The sequence below is a fragment of the Candidatus Nanohalobium constans genome, assembly GCF_009617975.1.
Classification (GTDB): domain Archaea; phylum Nanohalarchaeota; class Nanosalinia; order Nanosalinales; family Nanosalinaceae; genus Nanohalobium; species Nanohalobium constans.
In genome coordinates this window covers 35,978-58,339 of record NZ_CP040089.1, presented here as the reverse complement: position 1 = coordinate 58,339, position 22,362 = coordinate 35,978, and the positions used below count along the sequence as shown (strand labels likewise).

General features: G+C 43.9%; 20 protein-coding genes. 12 read left to right on the top strand and 8 right to left on the bottom strand.

Annotated features, from left to right (window positions below; translation table 11 throughout):
• Positions 1-80: 80 nt before the first annotated feature.
• Positions 81-656, top strand: a complete 576-nt coding sequence (locus LC1Nh_RS00300; RefSeq protein ID WP_217907047.1) for a class I SAM-dependent methyltransferase — start codon at positions 81-83, stop codon at positions 654-656.
• On the opposite strand, the gene LC1Nh_RS00295 is transcribed toward LC1Nh_RS00300, so the two are convergent.
• Positions 657-2,693 (bottom strand): acetate--CoA ligase family protein, encoded by a 2,037-nt coding sequence (locus LC1Nh_RS00295; protein WP_153549705.1) that lies wholly within the window; start codon positions 2,691-2,693, stop codon positions 657-659.
• Positions 2,694-2,804: 111 nt separating this feature from the next.
• Between LC1Nh_RS00295 and LC1Nh_RS00290 the strand changes: the two genes are divergently transcribed.
• A complete protein-coding gene (locus LC1Nh_RS00290; RefSeq protein ID WP_153549704.1) occupies positions 2,805-2,954 on the top strand; it encodes a hypothetical protein in 150 nt (49 codons plus the stop codon).
• Here the strand turns inward: LC1Nh_RS00290 and LC1Nh_RS00285 are convergent.
• Positions 2,917-3,255 carry a hypothetical protein gene (locus tag LC1Nh_RS00285; RefSeq protein ID WP_153549703.1) on the bottom strand — a complete coding sequence of 113 codons (339 nt, stop codon included), beginning with the start codon at positions 3,253-3,255 and terminating at the stop codon, positions 2,917-2,919. The two genes, LC1Nh_RS00290 and LC1Nh_RS00285, sit on opposite strands and share 38 nt — an antisense overlap.
• Before the next feature lie 275 nt (positions 3,256-3,530).
• On the opposite strand from LC1Nh_RS00285, the gene pdhA reads away from it, so the two are divergent.
• The 5 genes from pdhA to LC1Nh_RS00260 are packed head-to-tail and all read left to right on the top strand — an operon-like array spanning position 3,531 to position 9,213.
• Positions 3,531-4,583, top strand: a complete 1,053-nt coding sequence (gene pdhA, locus LC1Nh_RS00280) for a pyruvate dehydrogenase (acetyl-transferring) E1 component subunit alpha (protein WP_153549702.1) — start codon at positions 3,531-3,533, stop codon at positions 4,581-4,583.
• Between the two features lies 1 nt (position 4,584).
• Positions 4,585-5,553 (top strand): alpha-ketoacid dehydrogenase subunit beta, encoded by a 969-nt coding sequence (locus LC1Nh_RS00275; RefSeq protein WP_153549701.1) that lies wholly within the window; start codon positions 4,585-4,587, stop codon positions 5,551-5,553.
• Between the two features lie 10 nt (positions 5,554-5,563).
• The gene (locus tag LC1Nh_RS00270; RefSeq protein ID WP_256727660.1) at positions 5,564-6,958 is read left to right on the top strand and encodes a dihydrolipoamide acetyltransferase family protein; all 1,395 of its coding nucleotides are present in this window, start codon (positions 5,564-5,566) and stop codon (positions 6,956-6,958) included.
• Positions 6,959-8,365 (top strand): dihydrolipoyl dehydrogenase, encoded by a 1,407-nt coding sequence (gene lpdA / locus LC1Nh_RS00265; RefSeq protein WP_153549699.1) that lies wholly within the window; start codon positions 6,959-6,961, stop codon positions 8,363-8,365.
• Positions 8,366-8,409: 44 nt separating this feature from the next.
• The gene (locus LC1Nh_RS00260) at positions 8,410-9,213 is read left to right on the top strand and encodes a DsbA family protein (RefSeq protein WP_153549698.1); all 804 of its coding nucleotides are present in this window, start codon (positions 8,410-8,412) and stop codon (positions 9,211-9,213) included.
• Between the two features lie 27 nt (positions 9,214-9,240).
• Here LC1Nh_RS00260 and LC1Nh_RS00255 read toward each other — a convergent pair whose 3' ends face one another.
• From LC1Nh_RS00255 to LC1Nh_RS00245, 3 genes are read right to left on the bottom strand one after another with little or no spacing between them, the layout of a single operon-like run.
• Positions 9,241-9,429, bottom strand: a complete 189-nt coding sequence (locus LC1Nh_RS00255) for a hypothetical protein (protein WP_153549697.1) — start codon at positions 9,427-9,429, stop codon at positions 9,241-9,243.
• Between the two features lie 6 nt (positions 9,430-9,435).
• Positions 9,436-10,680, bottom strand: coding sequence for a sodium:calcium antiporter (locus tag LC1Nh_RS00250; protein ID WP_153549696.1), 1,245 nt, complete (start codon positions 10,678-10,680; stop codon positions 9,436-9,438).
• Positions 10,681-10,717: 37 nt separating this feature from the next.
• A complete protein-coding gene (locus LC1Nh_RS00245; RefSeq protein WP_153549695.1) occupies positions 10,718-14,629 on the bottom strand; it encodes a DNA polymerase domain-containing protein in 3,912 nt (1,303 codons plus the stop codon).
• Positions 14,630-14,846: 217 nt separating this feature from the next.
• Between LC1Nh_RS00245 and LC1Nh_RS00240 the strand changes: the two genes are divergently transcribed.
• Positions 14,847-15,044, top strand: a complete 198-nt coding sequence (locus tag LC1Nh_RS00240) for a histone family protein (protein WP_153549694.1) — start codon at positions 14,847-14,849, stop codon at positions 15,042-15,044.
• Between the two features lie 64 nt (positions 15,045-15,108).
• Positions 15,109-15,864: a ribonuclease H-like domain-containing protein gene (locus tag LC1Nh_RS00235; RefSeq protein ID WP_153549693.1), complete on the top strand. Its 756-nt coding sequence runs from the start codon at positions 15,109-15,111 to the stop codon at positions 15,862-15,864.
• A 573-nt stretch (positions 15,865-16,437) separates the two neighbouring features.
• Here LC1Nh_RS00235 and LC1Nh_RS00230 read toward each other — a convergent pair.
• A complete protein-coding gene (locus tag LC1Nh_RS00230; protein WP_153549692.1) occupies positions 16,438-16,914 on the bottom strand; it encodes a hypothetical protein in 477 nt (158 codons plus the stop codon).
• 71 nt (positions 16,915-16,985) lie between these two features.
• Between LC1Nh_RS00230 and LC1Nh_RS00225 the strand changes: the two genes are divergently transcribed.
• Entirely contained in the window at positions 16,986-18,272 is a 1,287-nt protein-coding gene (locus tag LC1Nh_RS00225; RefSeq protein WP_217907046.1) for an archaellin/type IV pilin N-terminal domain-containing protein, read from the top strand.
• Between the two features lie 96 nt (positions 18,273-18,368).
• The gene (locus LC1Nh_RS00220) at positions 18,369-18,863 is read left to right on the top strand and encodes a nucleotide exchange factor GrpE (protein WP_153549690.1); all 495 of its coding nucleotides are present in this window, start codon (positions 18,369-18,371) and stop codon (positions 18,861-18,863) included.
• A gap of 35 nt (positions 18,864-18,898) precedes the next feature.
• On the opposite strand, the gene LC1Nh_RS00215 is transcribed toward LC1Nh_RS00220, so the two are convergent.
• Positions 18,899-19,627, bottom strand: coding sequence for a class I SAM-dependent methyltransferase (locus LC1Nh_RS00215; RefSeq protein ID WP_153549689.1), 729 nt, complete (start codon positions 19,625-19,627; stop codon positions 18,899-18,901).
• Positions 19,628-19,747: 120 nt separating this feature from the next.
• Here LC1Nh_RS00215 and dnaK point away from each other — a divergent pair, with 120 nt between their 5' ends.
• Positions 19,748-21,664: a molecular chaperone DnaK gene (dnaK, locus tag LC1Nh_RS00210; protein WP_153549688.1), complete on the top strand. Its 1,917-nt coding sequence runs from the start codon at positions 19,748-19,750 to the stop codon at positions 21,662-21,664.
• 76 nt (positions 21,665-21,740) lie between these two features.
• Here the strand turns inward: dnaK and LC1Nh_RS00205 are convergent, their stop codons facing one another.
• Positions 21,741-22,352, bottom strand: coding sequence for a hypothetical protein (locus LC1Nh_RS00205; protein ID WP_153549687.1), 612 nt, complete (start codon positions 22,350-22,352; stop codon positions 21,741-21,743).
• Positions 22,353-22,362 lie beyond the last annotated feature (10 nt).

Below are 22,362 nucleotides of genomic sequence, written 5' to 3'. Positions count from 1 at the left end.
CGTTAGCAGTAACAGGGCTCCTCAAAATGCTGTCTGTTCTCAAACAAAGAACTTAAGATTAGAATGCCGACATTGAAGTAGTGGCTCAGGAGAATCCATCTTTTATCTCGCTAGAACCTAATATTGATGAAAGATTAGATGATGGTTTTTATCCAATTCAGACGACTTCTGAAAGAAGGTATACAGATGAAGAAAGCGTTGACTATTTAGTTTATGAGTCACTCTCCAGAATACTTTCAGATAGGTCGGGAGAATACAATATTTTAGATATAGGATCCTCCTCTGGCGAAGCTTTAGACAATTTGACTAAAAAACTGAGTCAGGAAACCAATTGCAGATTCAATGAATTAGCTCTTGATCCAAGCAATGAGATGAGTAGAAAATGTTACGAAGATCAAGATCAAAGCAGCTTTAGAGCCATGGGGCAGAAACTACCTTTTGAAACCAACTCAATCGATTTAGTGGTGTCGAGCCAACTACATCTGAATTCAGACGATATCGATAGAGTAGTTGAAGAGATAAATCGAGTGCTAGATCCTAGTGGATATGCAGTTCTATCCTCAGGATACAATTCTAGGACAAACTATCAAGGAATTCACAGAGACGAATCCATTCCAACAGAAAATCTGCCTGAAACGCAATTTAACCGACAATAATCACTCAAACTCCATCTCTATATCTCCTATGTATCCTGTATCGCCTTTGACAATCAGCGGGTTGATATCGATCTCTGAGATTTCTTCGTGATTCATAGCCAACTCACCCAATCTGATTATTGCGTCTTTCACCGGCTCAATGTGACTTTCTTCTCCGCGCACACCCTCAAATAGATCTGAACTCTCTAGTTCTTCTATCATTTGTTCTGCTTCTTCTTCAGAGATTGGCGCTATTCCAAAAGAAATATCATGCAACGCTTCTATGTATATTCCGCCTAGTCCTATCAATATCGTTGGTCCGAACTGCGGGTCGCGTTTCATTCCTAGTGCTACTTCCAGGCCGTCAAGTTGTTCCTGTATTATTATACCGTTGATCTTGCTGCCCGGTTTTTCGTGGTGTACATTGTCGACTATCTGTAGGAAGTTTTCTTTGAGGTCTTCCCGGTTTTCTATACCTGTTTTGACCCCGTCTATCTCGGTTTTGTGGCTTATATCAGGCGAGTCAATCTTGAGTACGCATGGGTACCCGACTTTGGATGCTGCTTCCTGGGCAGGATGAGGCGCATCCTCAACCTTGGTTAACGGCAGGTTAAATCCGTAAGCCTCCAACAGTTCATGACCATCTTCGTAACCAGCATAGTCTCTTACTGCTCTCTCAGCCTTCTTCTCGTCGTATTCTATGTCTCTGAATGTCTTCTCGGTTTCGAGGAACTCTCGGTACTGATTCATTGCTTTCAGTGTCTTTACTGCGTCAACCGGATCCTGAAAGTCAGGTACATGGTTTTCTTCCAGTATATCTATTCCTTTCTGGACATCTTCTTCACCCATGAATGAGGCAAAGATCGGTTTGTCAAACTTCTCGTTAGCTTTGGAAATTGTTTTAGCTGTCTTCTCTATTTCTGTATTCGCCTGAGGAGTCAAAACTACTATAGCTGCGTCAACTTCTTCATCTTCTAGTATTATATCTAGGGCTTTCCTGTACCGTGTGTGACCTGCGTCACCGATGACATCCAAGGGGTTATGTGGTGTTGATTCATCCGGCATCTCCTCTTCTAACTTTTTCTTGATTTCATCTGAGAACTCTGCCAGTTCTAATCCTTTCTGACTGATTTCATCTGTTGTTATAACCCCAGGTCCGCCGGCGTTCGTTATTATAGCTATTTTTCCTCCTTCAGGAACTTCTTGATATGAGAAGGCTCTTCCATAATCCAGTAGTTCTCGGTTGGACTCTGCTTCTATTATACCTGCTTTTCTGAAAGCTGCCTGATAGGCCTGGTAGCTCCCCGCTATGCTTCCTGTGTGGCTTGAGGCTGCGTCGCCTCCTTTGTCTGTTCTACCAGATTTAACCATGACTATTGGTTTCTCTCTAGAAGTTTTCTCTGCTTCTTCCATAAATTCTCTGCCGTTCTCTATTCCTTCTGTGTAAGATATTATTGCGTCGGTTTCGTCTTCTCGCCATTTTCTGAGGAAGTCTACTTCGTTCAAAATGGATTTATTGCCGAGTGAGACGAAGTGGCGGAAGCCAATGTGCTCAGCCTTCGAATAATCCAATATCGCTGTACAGAATGCCCCTGACTGACTCATAAATGAGATATTCCCTGCCTCAGGCATCTTGGAAGCAAATGAAGCATTCATCGAGTTCTCTGTATTGATTAGCCCCAGTACATTTGGTCCGAGGAGATCTATATCGGCTTCTTCCGCTTTCTCAACTACCTGTCGCTCCAGGTTTTCTTCCCCGACTTCTGAGAATCCGGCCGAAATCACTATGGCGGCTTCAACATTTTTGTCAGCTGCATCCTCCATCACCTGTGGAACTATTTTGCCTGGGACAGAGATAACTATGAGTTCTGTTCCTTCTGGTATTTCGTCTTTTGCCTTTACTCCTTCTATCTCTTCGGCTTTAGGATTTACCGGCGTTACTTCGCCCTCGAAGTCGTGGAGAAGGTTCTCGAATATTTCGTGACCTGTCTTACCTTCCTTTCTTGATGCGCCCACAACTGCTATAGAATCAGGTGTGAAGAGTTTATCCAAAGTCATGTTCAGATTTTACTGAAGGTCGTTATTTAGGTTGTCGGCTTTACTCAAGGATTACAAATTTTGCTGTAGGGCAGGGTTAATCTTAAGAGAATTCATCCACTAATACTTATTATGCCAAAGACTGTTGAAAAGTCCGACAGGAGTATTGAGGACCTGATGGAAGGTATGAAGGAAGGTGCCAAGGACATGGTTGAAGGCAATACAGAGTCTGATAATTCTAAGATTAGAGATCGGATTCGAAAATTGAGAGAGGATCTCTGATTTTGCCTGTCAGTTTCTTAGCCTCTTTTTTATTTAGAACTCTCCAACCATAGATTTTGTCATCTTCTAAGTTCTCTATGTACTCTCCTTCTATAAACCATGCTCTGTAATCTCTACCAAGGTTGATTTGAAGCACAGGATGCATATTTCCAGATAGAAACTTGTCGAAAGCCTGTCTAGGTGTAGCGCCTATATTCAGGCTTTTCTCCATTGCATCCTTCTTACTTAGATAAGTTTCAACCACTTCATCCGGAAGATCAACTAAATCTTTCATCGCTCTATCAGAAACTTCAATGCCCATACAGGACATTTACCAAAACGCGTATTTAAGCCTTCTGCAGGCCTTAATCGTACACCATAGAGGTTAACGGCGTACTCCCTTTATAAGGGGCTGTACACCAACTTCACATCGCGATGAACATTTAGAATATTTAGACCTCAATACATGCAATAAAGCCAACTTTAGGTGTATACACCTCCCTGAGTCATGCTGTACAGAAGTACGCTTCCTTCATAATTCACCGAAGGGTTGCAAACGATTCTTTATATGCGAGCTTTGATTGTTTCCCTATTATAATGAGAGAAGAAGTTTACAGTGGTTCTATCCAGCGGATCGAAGTGATGGGAACGGATGATGACGACGATTTTCCATGGGTAGAGGAGGACGAATACCGAGAACTTTACAAACAGATGGTTCTAGCCCGTAAATTCGATGAAAAAGCTTTCAGCCTTCAGAGAAGAGGGGAAATTTCTACCTATGCTCCGCACAAGGGTCAGGAAGCGGCTCAAATTGGCGCAATGTTTGCTTTGGATGAAGATGACTGGATGGCTCCTTCTTTCCGTGAAACCGCCGCATTCATCGCAAGAGGAGCACCTCTTGACAAGATTTTCCAGAGATGGATGGGCGACGCCAACGGGCAGGCAGGACTCAGTGAAATGAATACTTTACCGGTCGCAATCCCTGTAGGAACACAGAACCTCCACACAGCGGGAATAGGAATGGCGATGGAGAAGAAAGGTGACGAAAACGCCGTACTAGGATTTACAGGAGATGGAAGTACCTCACAAGGAGATTTCCATGAAAGCCTGAACTTCTCAGGAGTATACAATGCACACTCGATTTTCTTCGTGCAGAATAACCAGTACGCAATTAGTATGCCGAGAGAAAAGCAGACTAAGTCGGAGACAATCGCTCAGAAAGCACTGGCATATGGAATAGACGGAATACAAGTCGATGGAAATGATATACTAGCAGTTATCAAAGCAGTAGAAGAAGCACTGGAGAAAGCCAGAAGCGGCGAACCAGTACTGATAGAAGCCGAAACATACAGGTTAGAGGATCACACAACTTCAGATGACTCCACAAGATACAGAGATGAAGAAGAAGTTGAGGAATGGAGCAAGAAAGACCCGTTGAAGCGTTTCAAAGAATACTTGAAAGATCACGGCATCTGGACTGACGAACTGGAAGAGTTTGAGGAAGAAGCCGAGAATAGGATAGATGAAGCCGCTCAGAAAGCGATCGAGATGGACGATCCGGATATAGAGGAGTTATTTGATTATGTCTATGGAGATAACCCAGATCTGATTGAAAAGCAGAAAGAACAATGGATGGAGGCTCAGAAGTAAGATGACAGAAAAAATGAATATTGTAGAAGCGATTAATGCAGCTCTGCACGACGAGATGGAAGAAAACGAGGATGTAATTGTATACGGAGAGGATGTTGGAGAAGATGGCGGGGTTTTCCGAGCTACGAAAGAGCTTCAGGAAGAGTTTGGAGAGGAAAGATGTTTCTCCAGCCCGCTCGCTGAATCCGGAATCGCCGGTACAGCTATAGGCATGAGTCTATATGGCTTCAACCCTGTTGTGGAGATGCAGTTCTCAGGCTTCTCTTACTTGGCATTCCACCAGATCAAGGAACACGCCGCAAGGTTCCGGATGAGAAGCAGAGGTGACTACACTTCGCCAATTACTGTCAGAGCGCCTTATGGCGGCGGGATCAATGCACTGGAGCACCACCAGGAAAGCCCAGAGACATTCTTTGCACACAGCAAAGGAATCCACACAGTTATTCCAAGCACACCTCAGGATGCATACAGCCTACTGAGAAAATCTATCCAGAAAGAAGACCCAGTAATGTTCCTTGAACCTAAGAAGACCTACAGAGCATTCAAGGAAGAAGTTGACAGAGACAAAAAAGTTGAACTGAACGACTGCAGGATAGCACAGGAAGGAAACGACCTGACATTGATCAGCTGGGGTGCAATGATCCCATTGGCAGAAGAAGCAGCTGAGGAAGTCGACGCAGATATTGAAATAATCGATGTAAGAACAATCCAGCCAAACGACTACGATGAAATAGTTGAATCCATCGAGAAAACAGGTAGAGCAGCGATTCTACACGAAGACTCCAAAACCGGAGGAATGGGTGGAGACATAGCTGGAAAGCTCCAAGAAGATGCAATCCTGCACATGGAGGCACCTGTTGAAAGAATAACAGCTCCGGATGTACCTTACCCGCTTTACACTCTTGAAGAAGAGTACATGCCGGACAAAGACCAAGTTGTTAACGGAATAAGAGAAGTTTTAGAGTTCTAGGTGATAAAAAATTAAATTCGAATTCCCTGACACCGGAGAAGGAGTAACAGAAGGAAAGTTCCTGGACTGGAAAGTAGAAGAAGGAGACGAAGTAGAGGAAGACCAAGTAGTCGGGGAAGCAGAAACAGACAAAGCAGTAGTAGAAATACCAGCACCAGCAGACGGAGCAGTGAAAGAACTTCTCGTAGAACCAGGAGACCAGGTAGAAGTCGGAGAAGTCATAATGGAGCTTGAAGAGGACAAAAGCCAGGCTCCAAAAGAAAATACTAAAGACCAAAAACCCGAGGAAGCATCTACCGCAGAGAAAGACCAAACAAAAGATCTTGATGTAGATCACAATACTGCGGATGTGCTTGCCCTTCCAAAGGTAAGAAAAAAGGCAGAGGAGAAAGGAATCAACCTAGAGGAACTAGATGTGGAAGGAAGAATCAGGATGGAAGATCTAGAAGGAGTTTCAGAAACCAAACAAGAAGAGGTGAAAGAAGCAAATAAAGGCGAGAAAAAGATTAAGACCAATTCTAAACCTGTTTCAACACCTGAAGATGTTAAGGCAACGCCTTCAGTTAGAAAAATAGCTAGAGAGAAAGGAATCGATATTTCCAAGGTTAAGGGCTCAGGAAGAGGAGGAAAAATTACTAGAGAAGATGTACTAAGCTATTCCGAGGAAGAAGAAACCCAAGATAGGCAAGATTCAGAGATCCAGAAAACTGCTGAAGATGTAAGCGGAGAAGAACTTTCCGGGCTCGAAAAGAATGTTGCTCGTAAAATGACTGAGTCTCGGTTCTCTGCCCCACATGTAACACATGTTGAAAAGGTTGATATGACCGAGCTGGTTGAACTACGGGAGAAAGCCAATAGCGAAGTTGATCCGCATCTCACATACATGCCATTCATTATGAAGGCGTCAATACTGGCTATGAAAAGTTATCCACGGACAAATGCACATTTTGACGGTGGAAACATGGAAGTAGACGTCAAAGAAAATTATAACTTCAATGTAGCAGTTGATACCGAGCGAGGACTTCTGGTTCCCAGGATAGATAGTATCGGCGAGAAAAATCTGTTGGAACTCGCCAGAGACATGGGAGAAACAGTAGAAAAAGCTCAGAACGGCGACCTTGAAAGAAGTGATATGTCGCCCGGCAGCTTCTCTATCACAAATCTAGGAGTTATTGGCGGCGAAGAGTTTACTCCTATAATTAACCCGCCTCAAACCTGTATTTTAGGCATTGGAAAAATTCAAGAGACGGCAGAGGTTCTCAATGGCGAGGTTGTTCCCCGGAGGACTATGAAGCTCAGCTTTAGCTATGATCACCGAGTAATCGACGGCGCTACAGCAGCTCGTTTCATCAATGAGATTAAGGAAAACCTTGAGAACCCTGAGGAGATGATGGTGGAGATTTAGATGGTAGTAGGAGATATAGCGACAGGCACAGACCTCCTAGTTATCGGCGGAGGACCGGCAGGTTACGCTGCAGCCATTAGAGCAGCACAGAAAGGCTTAGATGTAACCCTTGTTGAAAAAAATGAGATAGGTGGAACATGCCTGAACAGAGGATGCATACCGGCAAAAGCATTAATACACGCTGCAAAATACCAAAATGACCTTCAGCACTGGGAAGAAATCGGCATACACACAGAAAACCGTGAAGTAGACTTCGATAAGATTCAGGAATGGAAGGAAAGTATTGTCGAGAGACTGGACTCCGGAGTAGAAACAATGCTGAAGAAAAACGGCGTAAACTATATTATTGGAGAAGCACGGTTTGAATCATCCGGCACAGCAAGAATAGAGGAAGAACACAACGCAGAAAAGATAGAGTTTGACCACGCCGTAATCGCCACAGGAAGCAAACCTATCGAAATTCCTGGACTAGAGTTCGAGAAAGACAAGATAATATCATCTAAAGAGCTTTTGAACCTGGAGGAGGTTCCTGACGAGATTGTAGTCGTTGGAGGCGGCTATATCGGGATGGAGGCTGTCACAAAGTTCTGCAAGTTTGGTGCCAAAGTCAAAGTAGTTGAGGCTCGCGACCGAGTCCTCCAAAACTTCTCAAAAGAAATAATAGATGAAATACAGGAGACATCAGACTGCTACAACGACGAAATATACGAAAACCACAAGGCAGAAGAAGTAAAATATAGAAACGGTAAAGCAGTCCTGGTTGCCGATCACAAAGGTGAAAAAGTTGAGATTGAAGGAGACAAGATCCTTGTAGCTGCTGGCAGAACCGCCAAACCTAACCTGGAAAAACTCGGACTGGAGAGCACCGAGGTCGAAGTAGAAGAAGGGTTTGTCAAACACGATAAACAGATGAGAACAGACGACGACAATATCTTTGTGGTTGGAGATACTGCAGGACAGCCTATGCTCGCTCACAAAGGCTACAGAGAAGGTAAAGTTGCTGGAGCAGTCGCTGCAGGAGAACCCGCAGCTTTCGACAACCAGTACATCCCAAAAGTCATCTACACCGACCCCGAGGTAGCTGTAGTCGGAAAGACACAGGAAGAAGCAGAAGAAGAGTTCAACGAGGTTAAAGTCGGGAAGTTCAAGATGTCTGCTTCAGGAAGAGCCTTGACAACTAACCACGAATCCGGCTTTGTGAAAGTCGTGGCTTCTGGAGACAAAAAGATTCAAGGCATTCAGATTGTGGCGCCACGAGCCTCAGACATGATTGCTGAAGCCACCTTGGCTCTAGAAATGCAAGCATACCTAGAAGACATCGCAAACACCATCCACGCCCACCCAACATTCCCTGAGGCGCTGACAGAAGCATGTGAAGCCGCCTTGGATGAGTGTATCCACCAGTAAATGGGGAAACTGGTTTAAGTTGTCAGACTTGTTGATTATATATTATGGTAGACTGCGATTTCTGTGATGAAAGCTTTGAAAGTGAGGAAGAGCTTCATGTTCACTGGTTAGAGGAGCATGAGGACAAGCTTAACTCGCATCAGAAGGATGATGCTAAAAAATCTAAAAGAGAAGTTGAAGAAAGAGAGAAACAGGTAAAACAGCGTAGAAAGACCCAGATGTTCCAAGGTATAGGAATAGTTGTCTTACTGGGGATAGGAGCAGTTTTAGGACCTCAAATAGCGGATGCAGTTCTGCCTAACAACGCATCAAATATTACTGTAGAAGGAGAACCTGTTCTAGGAAGTGAGAATGCTTCTGTGACTGTTGTAGAGTACGGTGATTTCCAGTGCCCTGCATGTAACAGCTTCGAGCAGAGAACATTTTCGAAGCTCAAAACAAACTATATCGATACTGATAAAGCTAGGTTCGTCTGGAAGGATTATTCATTGACACAGATACACGAATGGGCTGAGCCGGGCGCCGAAGCAATGGAATGCGTCTACAGAGAAGATGAAGAGGCTTTCTGGAATGTTAAAAGCACCCTGTTCAACCAGCAAGAGACAATCGGTATAAACAACGTCGAAAGCAACATCATAGACTGGGCTGGACAGGAAGGAGTAAACACCACAGAAGTCGAAAGCTGCATTGAAGATGGAGACGCAAGAGAAGAAGTAAGACAGGATAAAACAGAAGGTCAGGCAAACGGCGTGACAGGAACACCGACAGTATTCGTCAACGGTGAACAGGTGGACTCAAGCTACGCTTCGATAAGCCAAGCCATTGACAAAGAGCTTAACTCAGAATAATCTTCCTTTCTTCTCCTTTCTCTCTTCTTATGTTAGGCGGCTCATCTCTTTAAGCCCATAAGTAGTGATGATAGACGCCATCAATGCAGGGAATACCTCCCAAAGCCTGTAGTTCTGTACTTGAGAACCATCTAGGTAAGCTATGAGTGCTAGAACCGATAGTAATGCTGCAGCTTCTATGTAAATCATTATTCCGAGTTTTTGGTTCATTTTCATTGTTTTTTATGCCTCCACGAAGTCATACTGGAAGTACTTGAACCTTACATACAGGTAGACAAAGTACAGTAGGATAAGCAGGAATGCTCCTGCGATTGAAATCACACGGTTTTCCATCGCCTCAAATCTTTCGGCCAAGCCATCCATACCGAACTTTCGAGCTATTACAGCCAGGTGATCTCCTATTGCATCTTTGGAGAACATGTATGTTAACAGGATGCCTGCGGTGGCTGTCTCTACTGGTAGATCCCATAGGACTAACGGACCTGGTACTGCATAGGTTGAAATCAATGATCCTGCTCCTATAGCCAGTAACGGGTTTGTGATATTGCTGCCTATCAATGTTCCGAGCGATATCCCCTCACTTCCTTGTCTGAGGCCTGAAATTGCTGTTATCATCTCAGGGAAGGCTGAGACTACTCCCACTGAGGCAACTCCTATCATTGATCCAGAGAGTCCGGTTTGAGCTATAGCCATCTCAACTACCTCGAGGAATATTTCTGCTGATCCTATTACTGCGAACATCGCCAGTATTCCTACTGCGAAATCGATTCTTGGCCGGGTCGAAGGATCAGAGCTTCCCTGTTCGGCGAGCTCTTCCTTCCTGGTTGTGTAGAGGTAGAATATGTATGCTACAAAGCTTCCGACTAAGACAAGTCCGTCCAGGCGAGTAAGTGTTCCTCCTGCAGCAAGTTGCCCTCCATTAAATAGGAAGTTGATTATGTTAGGCCAGTTCAAAGCTAAAATCAGTGTCATCAGAGTAGTGCCCATCATCGGGGCGTAATCCCTTATCAGGAATTTTCTGGAAAAATTAAAGCTATGCTTGTCAGCTAGAAGAGCTGAAGAGAAAATAACCAGTCCAAGCACCAGTGTCTGTTGAACAACATCACTACCAATATTAGAGCCGAGTACTGTAGCAGAGACATCCTGAAAGCCCTTGACAGATTCAGGACTTGAAAGAACAACTTGGAAACCATCAAGCAAAAATGAAATAGGCTGACTGAAGATATAAGGAAACAAATTTCCATCAGATAAAAGTATATTTACTGACCCTACAAGATGCAGCGATAACTCAGGTAGCGAAGTACCTATAGAGACTATTGTCATCGCGATAACGACTTCAGAAACACCATAATACTTAGCCACTCTCTGCATCCTAGATACAACAATCTCTGCAGCATAAACTAAGAACACTATAGATGCTATCCCAATTAATGTGACCGGTAGTGTCGATGTAAAACCGAGTACCACAGCTACACTTGAAGGACTTTTGACTTATAACTCCTGTCTAGTTGAACCTTCCAAGACCGCTCTGCCTGCCCTTACCCAGCAACTGTCCCTCAGTATAACCGAATACCTTCAATACTCTGAGAGAAACCGGGATAATCTGATTCTCAATATAATACTCAGCATCATAGTCCTCAGCATACTTAGTAAGCTCAGCCCGGCTAGAAATATTACCAGGACCACGAGTAACTACATAACTAATAGTAGTTTCAGCCTCAATGCTATCACCACGCTCCTTAGCTTTCTTCACCGCTTCCACATGCGGAGCAGTCGAATCATACTCCTCAGGTGGCTTAGTCAAAGTAGTGTAAATCCTCAACTCCTCAGGCGGAACCTCACCCTCCTTCAAACGCTGAATAGTATCCTTCACCAGTTGAGCCGCTTCCTCAACCTCCTCATTCAACACCTTTCTCAAAACCTTCTTCTGAGTCTCCTTAGCAATAGGACTCCAGTCCCTTCTAACCTGCTCAAAACCAGTGATCTTCATCGAACCATCTTCAGAGAGAAGAGCATACTTCTTCTTTGCCCCCTCACCAGAATCAGTAGAGGTAAAGAAGCCTCGTTCAAAGAAGCCCTCAAACTCCAACTGCATAAACTCCGGTAGATTTTCATTCACATCATCCAAGAACTCATCCATGTTCTCCCGAATATTCTCCTTCTTAAGGAAGACCGAATCTGTATCCCCGTAGACAACTTCATAGCCGCGTTCTTCCGCTTCCTCAATAGTCTCCTGTATATGTTTTCTGCCTAGATATGTTGTGGCTTCCGCAGCCTCTCTTGAGTACCATCTAGCGCCGTTATATCCAAGATAACCGTAGAATGAATTATGCAGGACTAGTCCTTCGGCTGTTACAAATTTCTCAGTGTCTTTAACAGATAAGTCATAGACTTTTTCCGGTTTTTCTATCTGCTTAATTTCTATTGGAGTCTGTCCGTATAAGTCTCCTGACACTATTTTCTGTCCTTGTGTCTTGGTTCTCTTTGACACTCTGTATGTTTCGGTGTCATATCCATTATGCAGGATTGTGTCTTGTTCTTTGAGAAGTGTTGAAAGTCCGGACTGCAACTGTTTGCTTATTGTAGAGAATCTTCTGCCATCTTCGTCTCCATCTCCCAGCGAGTATGACTTCAAAAATGCTTCTCTAACAGACTTCTCACAGTTAAATATAGGTTTTGGAACCCTCTTTGTCTCAGCTTTATCTCCGCATAGTTCTGCGAGTAGTCTTGCTATTGTTGATGTGCAGCATGAGACCTGTCTACCATTCACACTAGCATCATAGTTAAATACTTCTTTGAACAATCTTTGAACTTCTTTCCTTTGTTGAGGTTCATCCGAGGCTATGGCAGAATCCGTATAACTGGAAGTATCTGTTCCATCTTTTCTGAAATGTCCTTCTGCTACAAACCAGCCAAGAAGAGAGGCAAAATCCTCATCTAATTCGATGACTGCAGGTATTTTGTTTCGAGCCCGACCGCTCTTGTTTGCTACATATGATTTTTCAAGTATTTCTCTAGGGGGTAGCTCATCTAATTCTTCAAGAGGTACTAGGTAGTGCTTAGCATTTTTCTCACTCTTCTGAAAAGTATCAAAGAATTTTCTGTATTCTTTACCTTTCTCAGTAACTTCACATTCATAGCTGTTACCTCTGCTGCCAACAATTTGTGTCTTTTTGACTAAACCTTCGTTTCTAGCATTGGCAAGAATCTTATTTCCAAAATCATCGCTAGAATTTATATCAGAAGATAGCATACCCTCATCAATCGCTTCAATTAGCCTTACCCTTCTCTCATACCAGTTTCTTTTGTCCAAGTTTTCAGACTTCGGGACGTACAAATAGAAATCTTCAGGACAGTCTTTCAGAATTTCCGGCACAGTAACCTTCTGTTCGGACTCATTTAACCGCAAATCATTGACCTGAGCTATTACATCATCCTTAGTTATCTCTGAGCCTTTTACTTCATCCAACCCCTCAAAGTTTGAATCACGGATTCTGTTACTTGACTCTCCACTCATTGAAATAAGACTGTGATCTCCTGTAACGGTGACTTCTCCCATCCTTGTTCTAACTTGATAAGCATCTATAGGCTCGTGACAACTGGCAGCATAAACAGGCTTAAATGCTGCTTTATCTCCTTCAACCGATAAAACCTCCCATTTCTCAACCTCCTTCACTTCACTTTCTCCTACCACCTTCTCATCAGAATTTAATGAATTGTAGAAATCTTCAATAGATTCTACTATAATTTGGCTATTAGGATTCCTTAGAATAAGATGAGTTTCAGGTCCGACACTATTGGCTAGTACTTTTTCAGCTTGTTGACGGTTGTCTAAGGCTTGATAATCCTGTGAATCTCCTCCAGTTTTCTTCATCTCTTCCTTGATTTCAGAACGATCCTGCACTAATTCTTCTACTAGTTCAGGGAAGAAACCTTGTTCATCCTGGCAGAAATCATAGTCGAACTCTTCTAGTTCTAATCGATCGTTGCAATCCTCTAAATTCAGTGTGTCTGGAGAGATGTTGTGGGCGACCATTACTGTTGGGTATAGGCTCTTGAAGTCGAACAAGGCTAGATTTTCGTATAATCCTGCTTCGGGCGTGTAGACGAATCCTCCTGAGTAAGCTCCCTGTCTCTGCCTCTTCCTCCGCTTATCCTGAGAAGGTCGATTAAGAGCCAACATGTCTCTCTCATGTGCCTCCCGAAGCAGGTAGTTCTCCGTTAGCTGACCATACGTCAGGCGGCAGGCATCGAATGGAATCAGACCTGTTATTCGTGAAAGTTCCAGCATCTGCGGCACTAGTTCTTCTGCCAACTTGAAAGCAACTTCGGAATCCCTCAAAGCGTAGTCCGCAAATTTCTCAAGATTCTCCTTGTTGCTCCATGCTTCTTTCATCTCTTCCCAGGAGAAGTCGTCTTTGTTCTCTCCAAGGAGCTCTTCGGCCACGGAGTCAAGGTCAAGTGTCTCCGAGTCCAGTCCTGGTGAGATAACATGCTCTACAAACGGATAGAGATCGAGATGCATCTTCCCCTTCAATCTTGCACCCTTGAAACGACCTCTACGGTTAAACTTCATCCTCTCTCCTGCCTGGCCTAGGGAAAGCGTGATATTGTATTCGTTAGATCTTTCCCTCAGTACATCGAAGTCAAACTCATCAGTATTGTATCCTGTAAGTATTTCCACATCTCGCTGATTAACTATCTCTACAAATCTTTCGATAAGCTCTCTTTCAGATCCTACAGTTTCGACATAGTCTCTATCTATTTCCTCTGTGGTAAGTAGTTTCCTGAAATCGTTGCCGTAGAATGAAGCCATTATAATCTGGTCTTCGTAGACTTCAAGGTCGAAAGCGACTGTCTTCCAGTCGAGATCATTCTCGTTTCCGTCAGCAGAGTTTTTCTCCATCGGTTTTTCTTCAAGTATATTTATCTGTTCTGCTTCGACAGCGAGGTCAAAACCATCTTCTTCAACTTCCTCTCCCTCAACCTCTATCCATGAGACAGGTCTGATGCCTTTGTCAATGAGGTAGCGGCGGTAGAAAGGTATATCGAACTCACGGCACTCCTCTACCTCTGGCAGATCCCAGAACTTGTTCTTTAGTTTTGGGATGTTTGCCGGTATGTTGGAGTATGCTTTCAGTACTTCTTTCTCCTGGTCCAGATCTGAGAGATGCTGTTTTTCGACTTTTCTGACAGGTAGTTCTTCGTCTTCTTCCTCCCATTCCCCTGTCTCTACTTTTTCCTTCAATTCTTCAATATCTGCATCTTCTGCCGGAACGACGTAGATATATGGAAGGAATTGTCTGTCTTTGTAGAGGATGTTTTCCCCGTTCTCTGTCTTTCCGAAGCAACGGACTGTTACTTCTCCTTCTTCTATCTGGTAGTCTGCATCAGTGATTTGGAGCTTTGTTTTCACAGTTGGTAGTTTGATTGTGAATTGTTTTTAGTGTGGATAAGTTTCCAGGTTTATCTATCTGCCAGGGTTTTGTCGCAGGGCTATTTGTGTTCGGGAGTGTTTTTCATGGTTTTGAGTGTTCAAGAGTACTGGATAAGGGGGAATGTTTTTATAGGAGGGCTTGTATTAATTGTTTTATAGAAAGCGTAACGCTTCAACCACGGAGGTGACAATCACAATGGCAGAATTACCACTAGCACCTGTAAAGAGAATCATCAAACAGTCAGGCGCATCAAGAGTTTCAGAAGATGCAGTCAGAGAACTCAGAGACGAGCTAGAATCTCATGCAGAAGAAAGAGCAAGAGACTCCAAGCAGCTCGCAGAGCACGCTGACAGAAAGACTGTACAGGCAGACGACGTCAGAGCATCCCGATAATTCATTCGGGAACCAATTTTTAACTCCTTCTTTCCCTTTACTTTCTTACAAAAGTGATTCCTTCTTGAGAATAGAAAACAGCTTCATAATGGCTCCAGGCGTAGGCGAAAAAACAGAGAAAAAACTCTGGAAAAACGGATACACACACTGGGAAGACATAGAAGACGGTAACCCCAACATCAGAAGCGAAGACAAAGTCAGAAACTTCATAGAAAAAGCCAGGAAAAACCTGGAAGTAAACAACGAAGCATTCTTCGGAACACAGTTTCCCAACAAAAGTCTATGGAGATCATACAGAAACTTTGAAGACTCAGTCTGCTTCTTCGACATCGAAACCACAGGACTAGACAAAGACAGAAACAAAGTTACCACAATCGCCCTCCATCGAGGCGGAGAAACCAAGACACTGGTAAGAGGAGAAAACCTGACACGAGAAAACCTGCAGAAAGAATTCTTCAACTCTTCATTACTGGTTTCATTCAACGGAAAACGATTCGATCAACCATTCCTAGAACACAGCTTCGACATGAACATCGAGAATCCTCATATCGACCTGATGTACATGTTCAAACGGCTCGGCTATTCAGGCGGTTTGAAGCAGATTGAGAAAAATCTCGGAGTGGAAAGAGAACTGGAAGATCTGGACGGCAGGGAAGCGGTCAAGCTCTGGAAAAAGTACGAGAAGACAGGTAACCGAGAACATCTAGACAAACTTCTCAAATACAATAAATACGACACAGTGAATCTCCAGGAACTGCTTGAAATCGCTCATCAAAGGCTGAGAGCCGAAGTTTTCGAACCACATCTTGATTCGGAGTAAAGTTTTTAAAGGTCGTTTTCGTATACTAGCTTGAAAGTCAATGACCTTGGCTCAACATACTACACTCACTGGAAACATGTGGAAGGCTCCGGTGAGATGCAACTATAACTTTAGAGCCAAGGGAATGTATTCTACTATTTACCACCTGGCAGAGTAAAGCGGGATGAAGCCTCTAAACCAAAACGGTTTGGATGGTTGACCGCGAAAATACACGGTCTAAGGTGAAGCAAATTCGGTTCCTCTATCTCTACAAGACATAGAGCCGGATTGCTTCTGGGAACAGTTCTTGCTTATAACAACGGTGAGGGCTGTTCCACGGAAATATCTCAATTCAAACAACCTACCTAAATCAGGTTTACAGGACAACACCAGGTGAACACAAAAAATGGACGCAAACGCACGCCACTTCGCAGCCGAGTTAGAAGCACAGCACTTAGAACACGAACAAGAAGCAACACGAGTTCACGCAGACACCGAAGTCGCAGCAGTAACAGCTCTCTAACAAAGATAGAAGTCTTGCAGGACTAACCAATAATCCTCCGGAAGATTAAAGAAAACTATAAGTGAAAAAGTTTAGTCCTGATACGCTGCAGACTCGAAAGCAGCCCAACCATTAGCCATAGAATCAAGTATCGAAGTAAAAGACTTAGCAGGCTTCACAACTTTGCGTCGACCCTGTTTGCCTTCACGCTGACTACGATACTCCAGGTACTCGTACTGAATAATACCTAAACGCCGCAGTTTCGGCAGAATATTGTTCTTCAAATTAGACTTTCCCTTCTCATGACCCCATTCATCGAAAGCATTCAATTTTTCCGAATCAATCTCGCCTTCTTTCTTGAGCTCTCTAAGGAATATCTTAGCATACTTAGATCTCCTAGGCGACTGCTCAGGCGGGAAAACCAAGTCAATTATTTTCTCCCAGTTCCAAGCCCTATCACTCTTCTTGTACTTCTGTTCGTCCTCAGGAATAGCAATCGAATGTTTGGTAACTATTGTGGAGGTTTTACGAGCTGTTTCATCAACGAAAGGATGATCTTCTTCTGCCATACCTTCTTTATTCTCAGCCTGGTTTTTGAATGCCCCCGAACGATAAAAAGCAGAGAACCCTTATCCAACATATGCGTAAAGGAGTGACACCTGTAGTAGCAACTGTCCTGCTCATATCAGTAACCGTGGCGAGCGCTGGCACACTGTACACTCTTGTTGAAGACGCCCAAAATAACGCCAAAACTTCTTCTAACGAAATCAACTTCCAGGAAGGCGATTTCCGGATGGAAAGCTGCTGGATATCAAACAGTAAACCCAAGATGCAGCTCAGAAACTACGGAACCGACGCGGCAAATGTAAGCACCATCACCCCTGTGATAGATGGTGTTATAGCAGAAAACTACAGCATATCAAAAGAGATAGTTGACCCTCAGGAAACATTCAGACTCAGCTTCGATCAACCTGTATACAGAAGCTCGAGAATCCAGCTAGCTGGTCCAGGTTCAAACAAGGACTTAGGATGCTCAAAATTCCCTATCGACAAGCCAAAACTAGAGGCAGGAAGCATCCAGATATCCGACACTATAGACAACGGAGCAAGTGAAACAGTAGAGTTCGAAAACTTTTACTTTAACGCTGCAGCCGTACTCTTCATCGGATCAGACTCCGGGACAGGTGAAACCGATGCAAGAGTACAGGAATTGAACAGAGAAAACATGAGTTTAATACTTGAAAACGCCAACGGAGGATCAAGCCCCACAGAAACAGTAAACTACCTTGTAGCCCGTGAAGGCGCCTACGAAATAAATGGAGTCAAGTTTGAATCAAGAAAAACTGAACTGAATTCCTCAGCAGTCCACAGAAAAGATGACGGCATCGGCAATTACCAAGGAAAGAAAGTAGAATTCAAACAGGATTTCTCCAACCCTCCAACACTTTTCCACAGCCTAAACAGTTACAACAACGGCAACTTCATGACCACGGCAGTATCAGGACCTGACTCAGACTGCCAAGAAATAGACTGTAAGCCAACAAAAGAAGGATTTGACCTAGAGCAAGAAGCCGCAGACACCGGAAACACAGCAGCCAGAGAAGAAGCAGGATGGATTGCAGTTGAAGAAGCCAATAGATTCGAGATAGAAGGATTAAATGCTGAGACCGGTGCCTTCAGCGACTCCAGCGAAGACGGACTCTCACAGCCAAGACACACAATCAGCTACCAACAAGAATACTCACAACCGCCGATAACAATCGCTGACGGTTATTCAGCCAGCGGTCCAGACGGATACTGGACAAGAACAGATGGAACACAAAGCAAAGATACCATCGAAATCTACGCACAGGAATCATACGACGACTACCACCAAAACGAAGTCTTCTCATACATAAGCTTCGAACAAGAGTTTACCTACCCATAAACATTTGGAAGCCTATCCCAGAGCATCAACTTTGACATATAGTTCGGACCCGCCAAGATATTTACAAACTTAAATCTAGTCAACTCCTGGAAATATATGTACGACGAACTCTCCCGAGAACAGTTGGAAGAAGCTCTTCAGGAAATGGAAAAAGAAGCAGAAGAACTGAAGGATGAACGAGACGAGTGGGAGTCGAAAGCCAAGAAAATCAAGGCCGACTTCGAGAACTACAAGAAGAAACAGGACGAGCGAAAACAGAAATGGCAGAGAAGAGCAGAAGAGAAATTGGCTGAGGACATGATCCAAATAATGGACAACCTGGAAAGAGCAATCCTATCAGCAGACGAAGACTCCACAATAGTGAAAGGTGTGAAAATGGTTTCAGACCAGCTCTACGAAGAACTGGAGAAAAGAGGGTTGGAAAGAATCAACGCAGAAGGAGAAGAATTCGACCCAAACCTGCACAAAGCAGTCGACACACGAGAACACGAAGAAGAAAGAAAAATACTTGAACAGAAAAGAAAAGGCTACATGTTCGACGACAAAGTCCTGCGAGAAGCAGAAGTGGTTGTCGGTGAAAACAAGAAATAAAATACTAAACTACCAGGCCCCTGAGCTAACATAAATCAAGCTATTTGTCTCAGTTGTGGATCAGTATCATAAATCATTTCCTGCTTCTCCCAGAGAACAGGAACATAGCTATGATTTAATTCAACAGTATTATAGTTAAGCTCTTCGGGAATTCCTCCTCCGTCTATCATAAGCAGATAATCAGGTCTCTCAGAGTGTTCTAAGCCGTCAAGTATTTCAAAAACATCAATAGCATCGAGAGAGTGTTCACTACTATAAGGAAGATTAGCAACCGCCATATCATACTTAGAAAGACAAGAAGATCCTTCCTCCAGCACATCACCCTTAACAAGAGTGACGTCTCCCACAAGACACATATCGTCTCCTTCAGAAATCTCATTATAAGCTTCAATAGCTCTTTTATGCAACAAATCATCTCTTTCAATGCCTTTAGCATCACAGCCAAGCTCAGCGAAAGCAAAGACAACAGAACCTATCCCAGAACCCAAATCAACCACGGACGGCAGTCCGTTTTTATAACCTTCAGACAAGCTGTGGTCCACGCCCACACCACCATGAAGAACCTCCGAAGCAGCCTGAACCACGCTTTCAAAACCGCGAGAATTGTGGGCAGATCTAAAACATGAACCCCTCCCATAATCACTTGGGTTGACTCCATCACTGCGGGCTGCGTCCTCAAAGAGCTTCCTAAAATGGTCATCCATAGCTCTCCTAAAATCGACACTCAAAGACCATTGAGAGCCATTTATTTCCTCATGAGTCATAACAAACAATACCTAGACAACAATAAAAACCTAGAAAACTCGTGCCTCAGACACCCATCCTTTCAGTTTAAAAATTTTTAATCACCTCAACAAAAATGTAGTATAGGTGAAAACAAAAAAATGGCTAAGATAGTTGGAATTGATCTCGGTACAACAAGAAGCGCAGTAGCATCCGTAGAGGATGGCGAACCAAAAATGCTGGAAAACAGTGAAGGAGAAAGAGTAACACCCTCCATAGTAGGATTCGACGACGGAGAAAGACTCGTCGGAAAACCAGCAAAAAACCAGCTATTGACAAACGAAGAAAACACAGTCAAATCCATCAAAAGACACATGGGTGCCGACTACGAAGTCACATTGGATGGAGACGACTACACACCACAGCAGATCTCCTCCATGATTCTACAGAAACTGAAAAACGATGCCGAAGACAAACTCGGAGACGATGTCGAGAAAGCAGTCATAACAGTACCAGCACACTTCAACGACGCACAAAGACAAGCAACCAAGGACGCAGGAGAGATCGCAGGGCTTGAAGTAGAGAGAATACTTAACGAACCAACTGCAGCCGCACTAGCATATGGATTAGACGACGAAAGCGAGAAAACAGTGCTTGTATACGACTTCGGAGGAGGAACCTTCGATGTAACAGTCCTAGAGATGGGAGACGGAATCTACGAAGTACAATCCACCGAAGGAGACAACGACCTAGGTGGCGACGACTTCGACCAGGAAATAATTGACTGGGTTGTCGAGAAGTTCAAGGAAGAGAATGGAATCGACCTGTCAGATGAAGACGAAGCTATGCAGAGAATTAGAGAGAACGCAGAAGAAGCCAAGAAAGAACTATCCAGCAGAAAACAGACAACTATCAACATTCCCTTCATTCACCAGGAAGACGGCGAAACATACAATGTAGACTACGAACTAACAAGAAGCAAGTTCGAAGACCTGGTAGAAAGTCTAGTTCAAAGAACCACTCAGCCTACTGAGACCGCCATCGAGGATGCGGGAATCAGCAAGGGAGAAATCGACGATGTGATTCTAGTCGGAGGAACAACTAGAGTGCCTGCAGTCAGAGAACATGTCCAAGCAATCACCGGAATGCAGCCCGACCAGTCAGTCAATCCTGCTGAAGCAGTCGCACAGGGCGCAGCAATCCAGGCAGGAAGCATCTCCGGAGAAATGGACGACCTGCTACTACTAGATGTAGCACCTCTCAGCCTCGGAGTAGAAGTCAAAGGAGGCCTAACAGAAACACTAATCGAGAAAAACACCACCATCCCTGCAGAAGAATCCAAGACTTTCACCACAGCCCAGAACAACCAGTCTACAGTAACTGTCCATGTTCTACAGGGAGAAAGAGAGATGGCGCAGGACAACAAGTCTCTGGGACAGTTCAACCTTCAGGGACTTCCTCCAGCACCAGCAGGACAGCCACAAATCGAAGTAACATTCGAAATCGACGCCGACGGCATACTTAATGTATCAGCAAAAGAACAACAGAGTGGAGAAGAAGCATCAATCTCCATTGACGACACATCAAGACTTGACGAAGACGAAATCGAAGAGATGAAAGAAGAAGCAGAGAAACACGAGGAAGAAGACGAACTGAAGAGAGAGTTCATCGAGACCAAGAACAAAGCAGACCAGATGACTTCACAGGCAGAAACCCAGATGGATAACTTCGAAGACCAAGTCAACGAAGAAGTGATAGAATCCATCGAAGACGCAATCGAAGAAGTAAGAGAGGCTAAAGAAGAAGCAGAAGAGATGGACGACCTAGAAGAAGCGTCGGAACATATTGACTCGGCGATCGAAGACCTGGAAAAAGAACTTCAGGAGATTGGACAGGAAATGTATGATGGGCAGCAAGGCGGACCAGGCGGAATGGGCGGATTCGACCCATCAAACATGAGTGAAGAAGAAGTTAGACAAGCAGCCCAGAACATGGGCGGTGGAGCTGGAAATCCTACAGGAGATGATGAAGTAGTCGACGCAGACTATGAAGAAGTAGACGAAGAGGGAGAAAAATAGGTTTTCCCAGTACAATCTCTACTTACTTCTTATTTCTCATTTCTTAATGAATAAAATAAGGAAAGAAAATGGGGAATTAACCTAAAATTCTTTCAAACAGGCCAGATTCCTCTTCTAATTCAAAATCTCCTTCTTCAAATTCAGAGTGAGGAGATTCAAGTACCTGATCGAAGTTCTCAGCAGCTTCTTTACCAATAGTTACATATTCTGCCTTCTCTTCTTCATCTTTGTACTGGTTTAATTCCGGAATATTTGAAACGGCATCCCACATAAGCCCCTCATAGTCCGGCGATCCCGGTGTATCTGGTCCTAACTTATCATGCTTGACCCCAGCGAGAGCAAGTCCTATTTCTGCGGCCACTGATGCTTTCTCATCATAGTTGCTTTCTGAACCAGGGATTGCATCTCTAATCGTCTGATTGAAATTATCATCATTGTAGAAACCTGACTTAAAACCACCTCTTGGATCAAAGTCGTAGAGAGCATCACTCATTGATTGAGCAAATTCAACAACATTTTGATCGCTTACTACAACTTTTCCGTCTACAGTTTCAGTTCCAGGCACTTCATAAAAATTGGAATCATCAAAATCCTCAGCCTCTGGATCTCCGCCATCAGCTATGACGATTTGATCTCCGTTTTCATATGCTGCAGAGTCGTCTTCCAAAATTGAGTAGTTTTCTTTCATATGTTGTTAT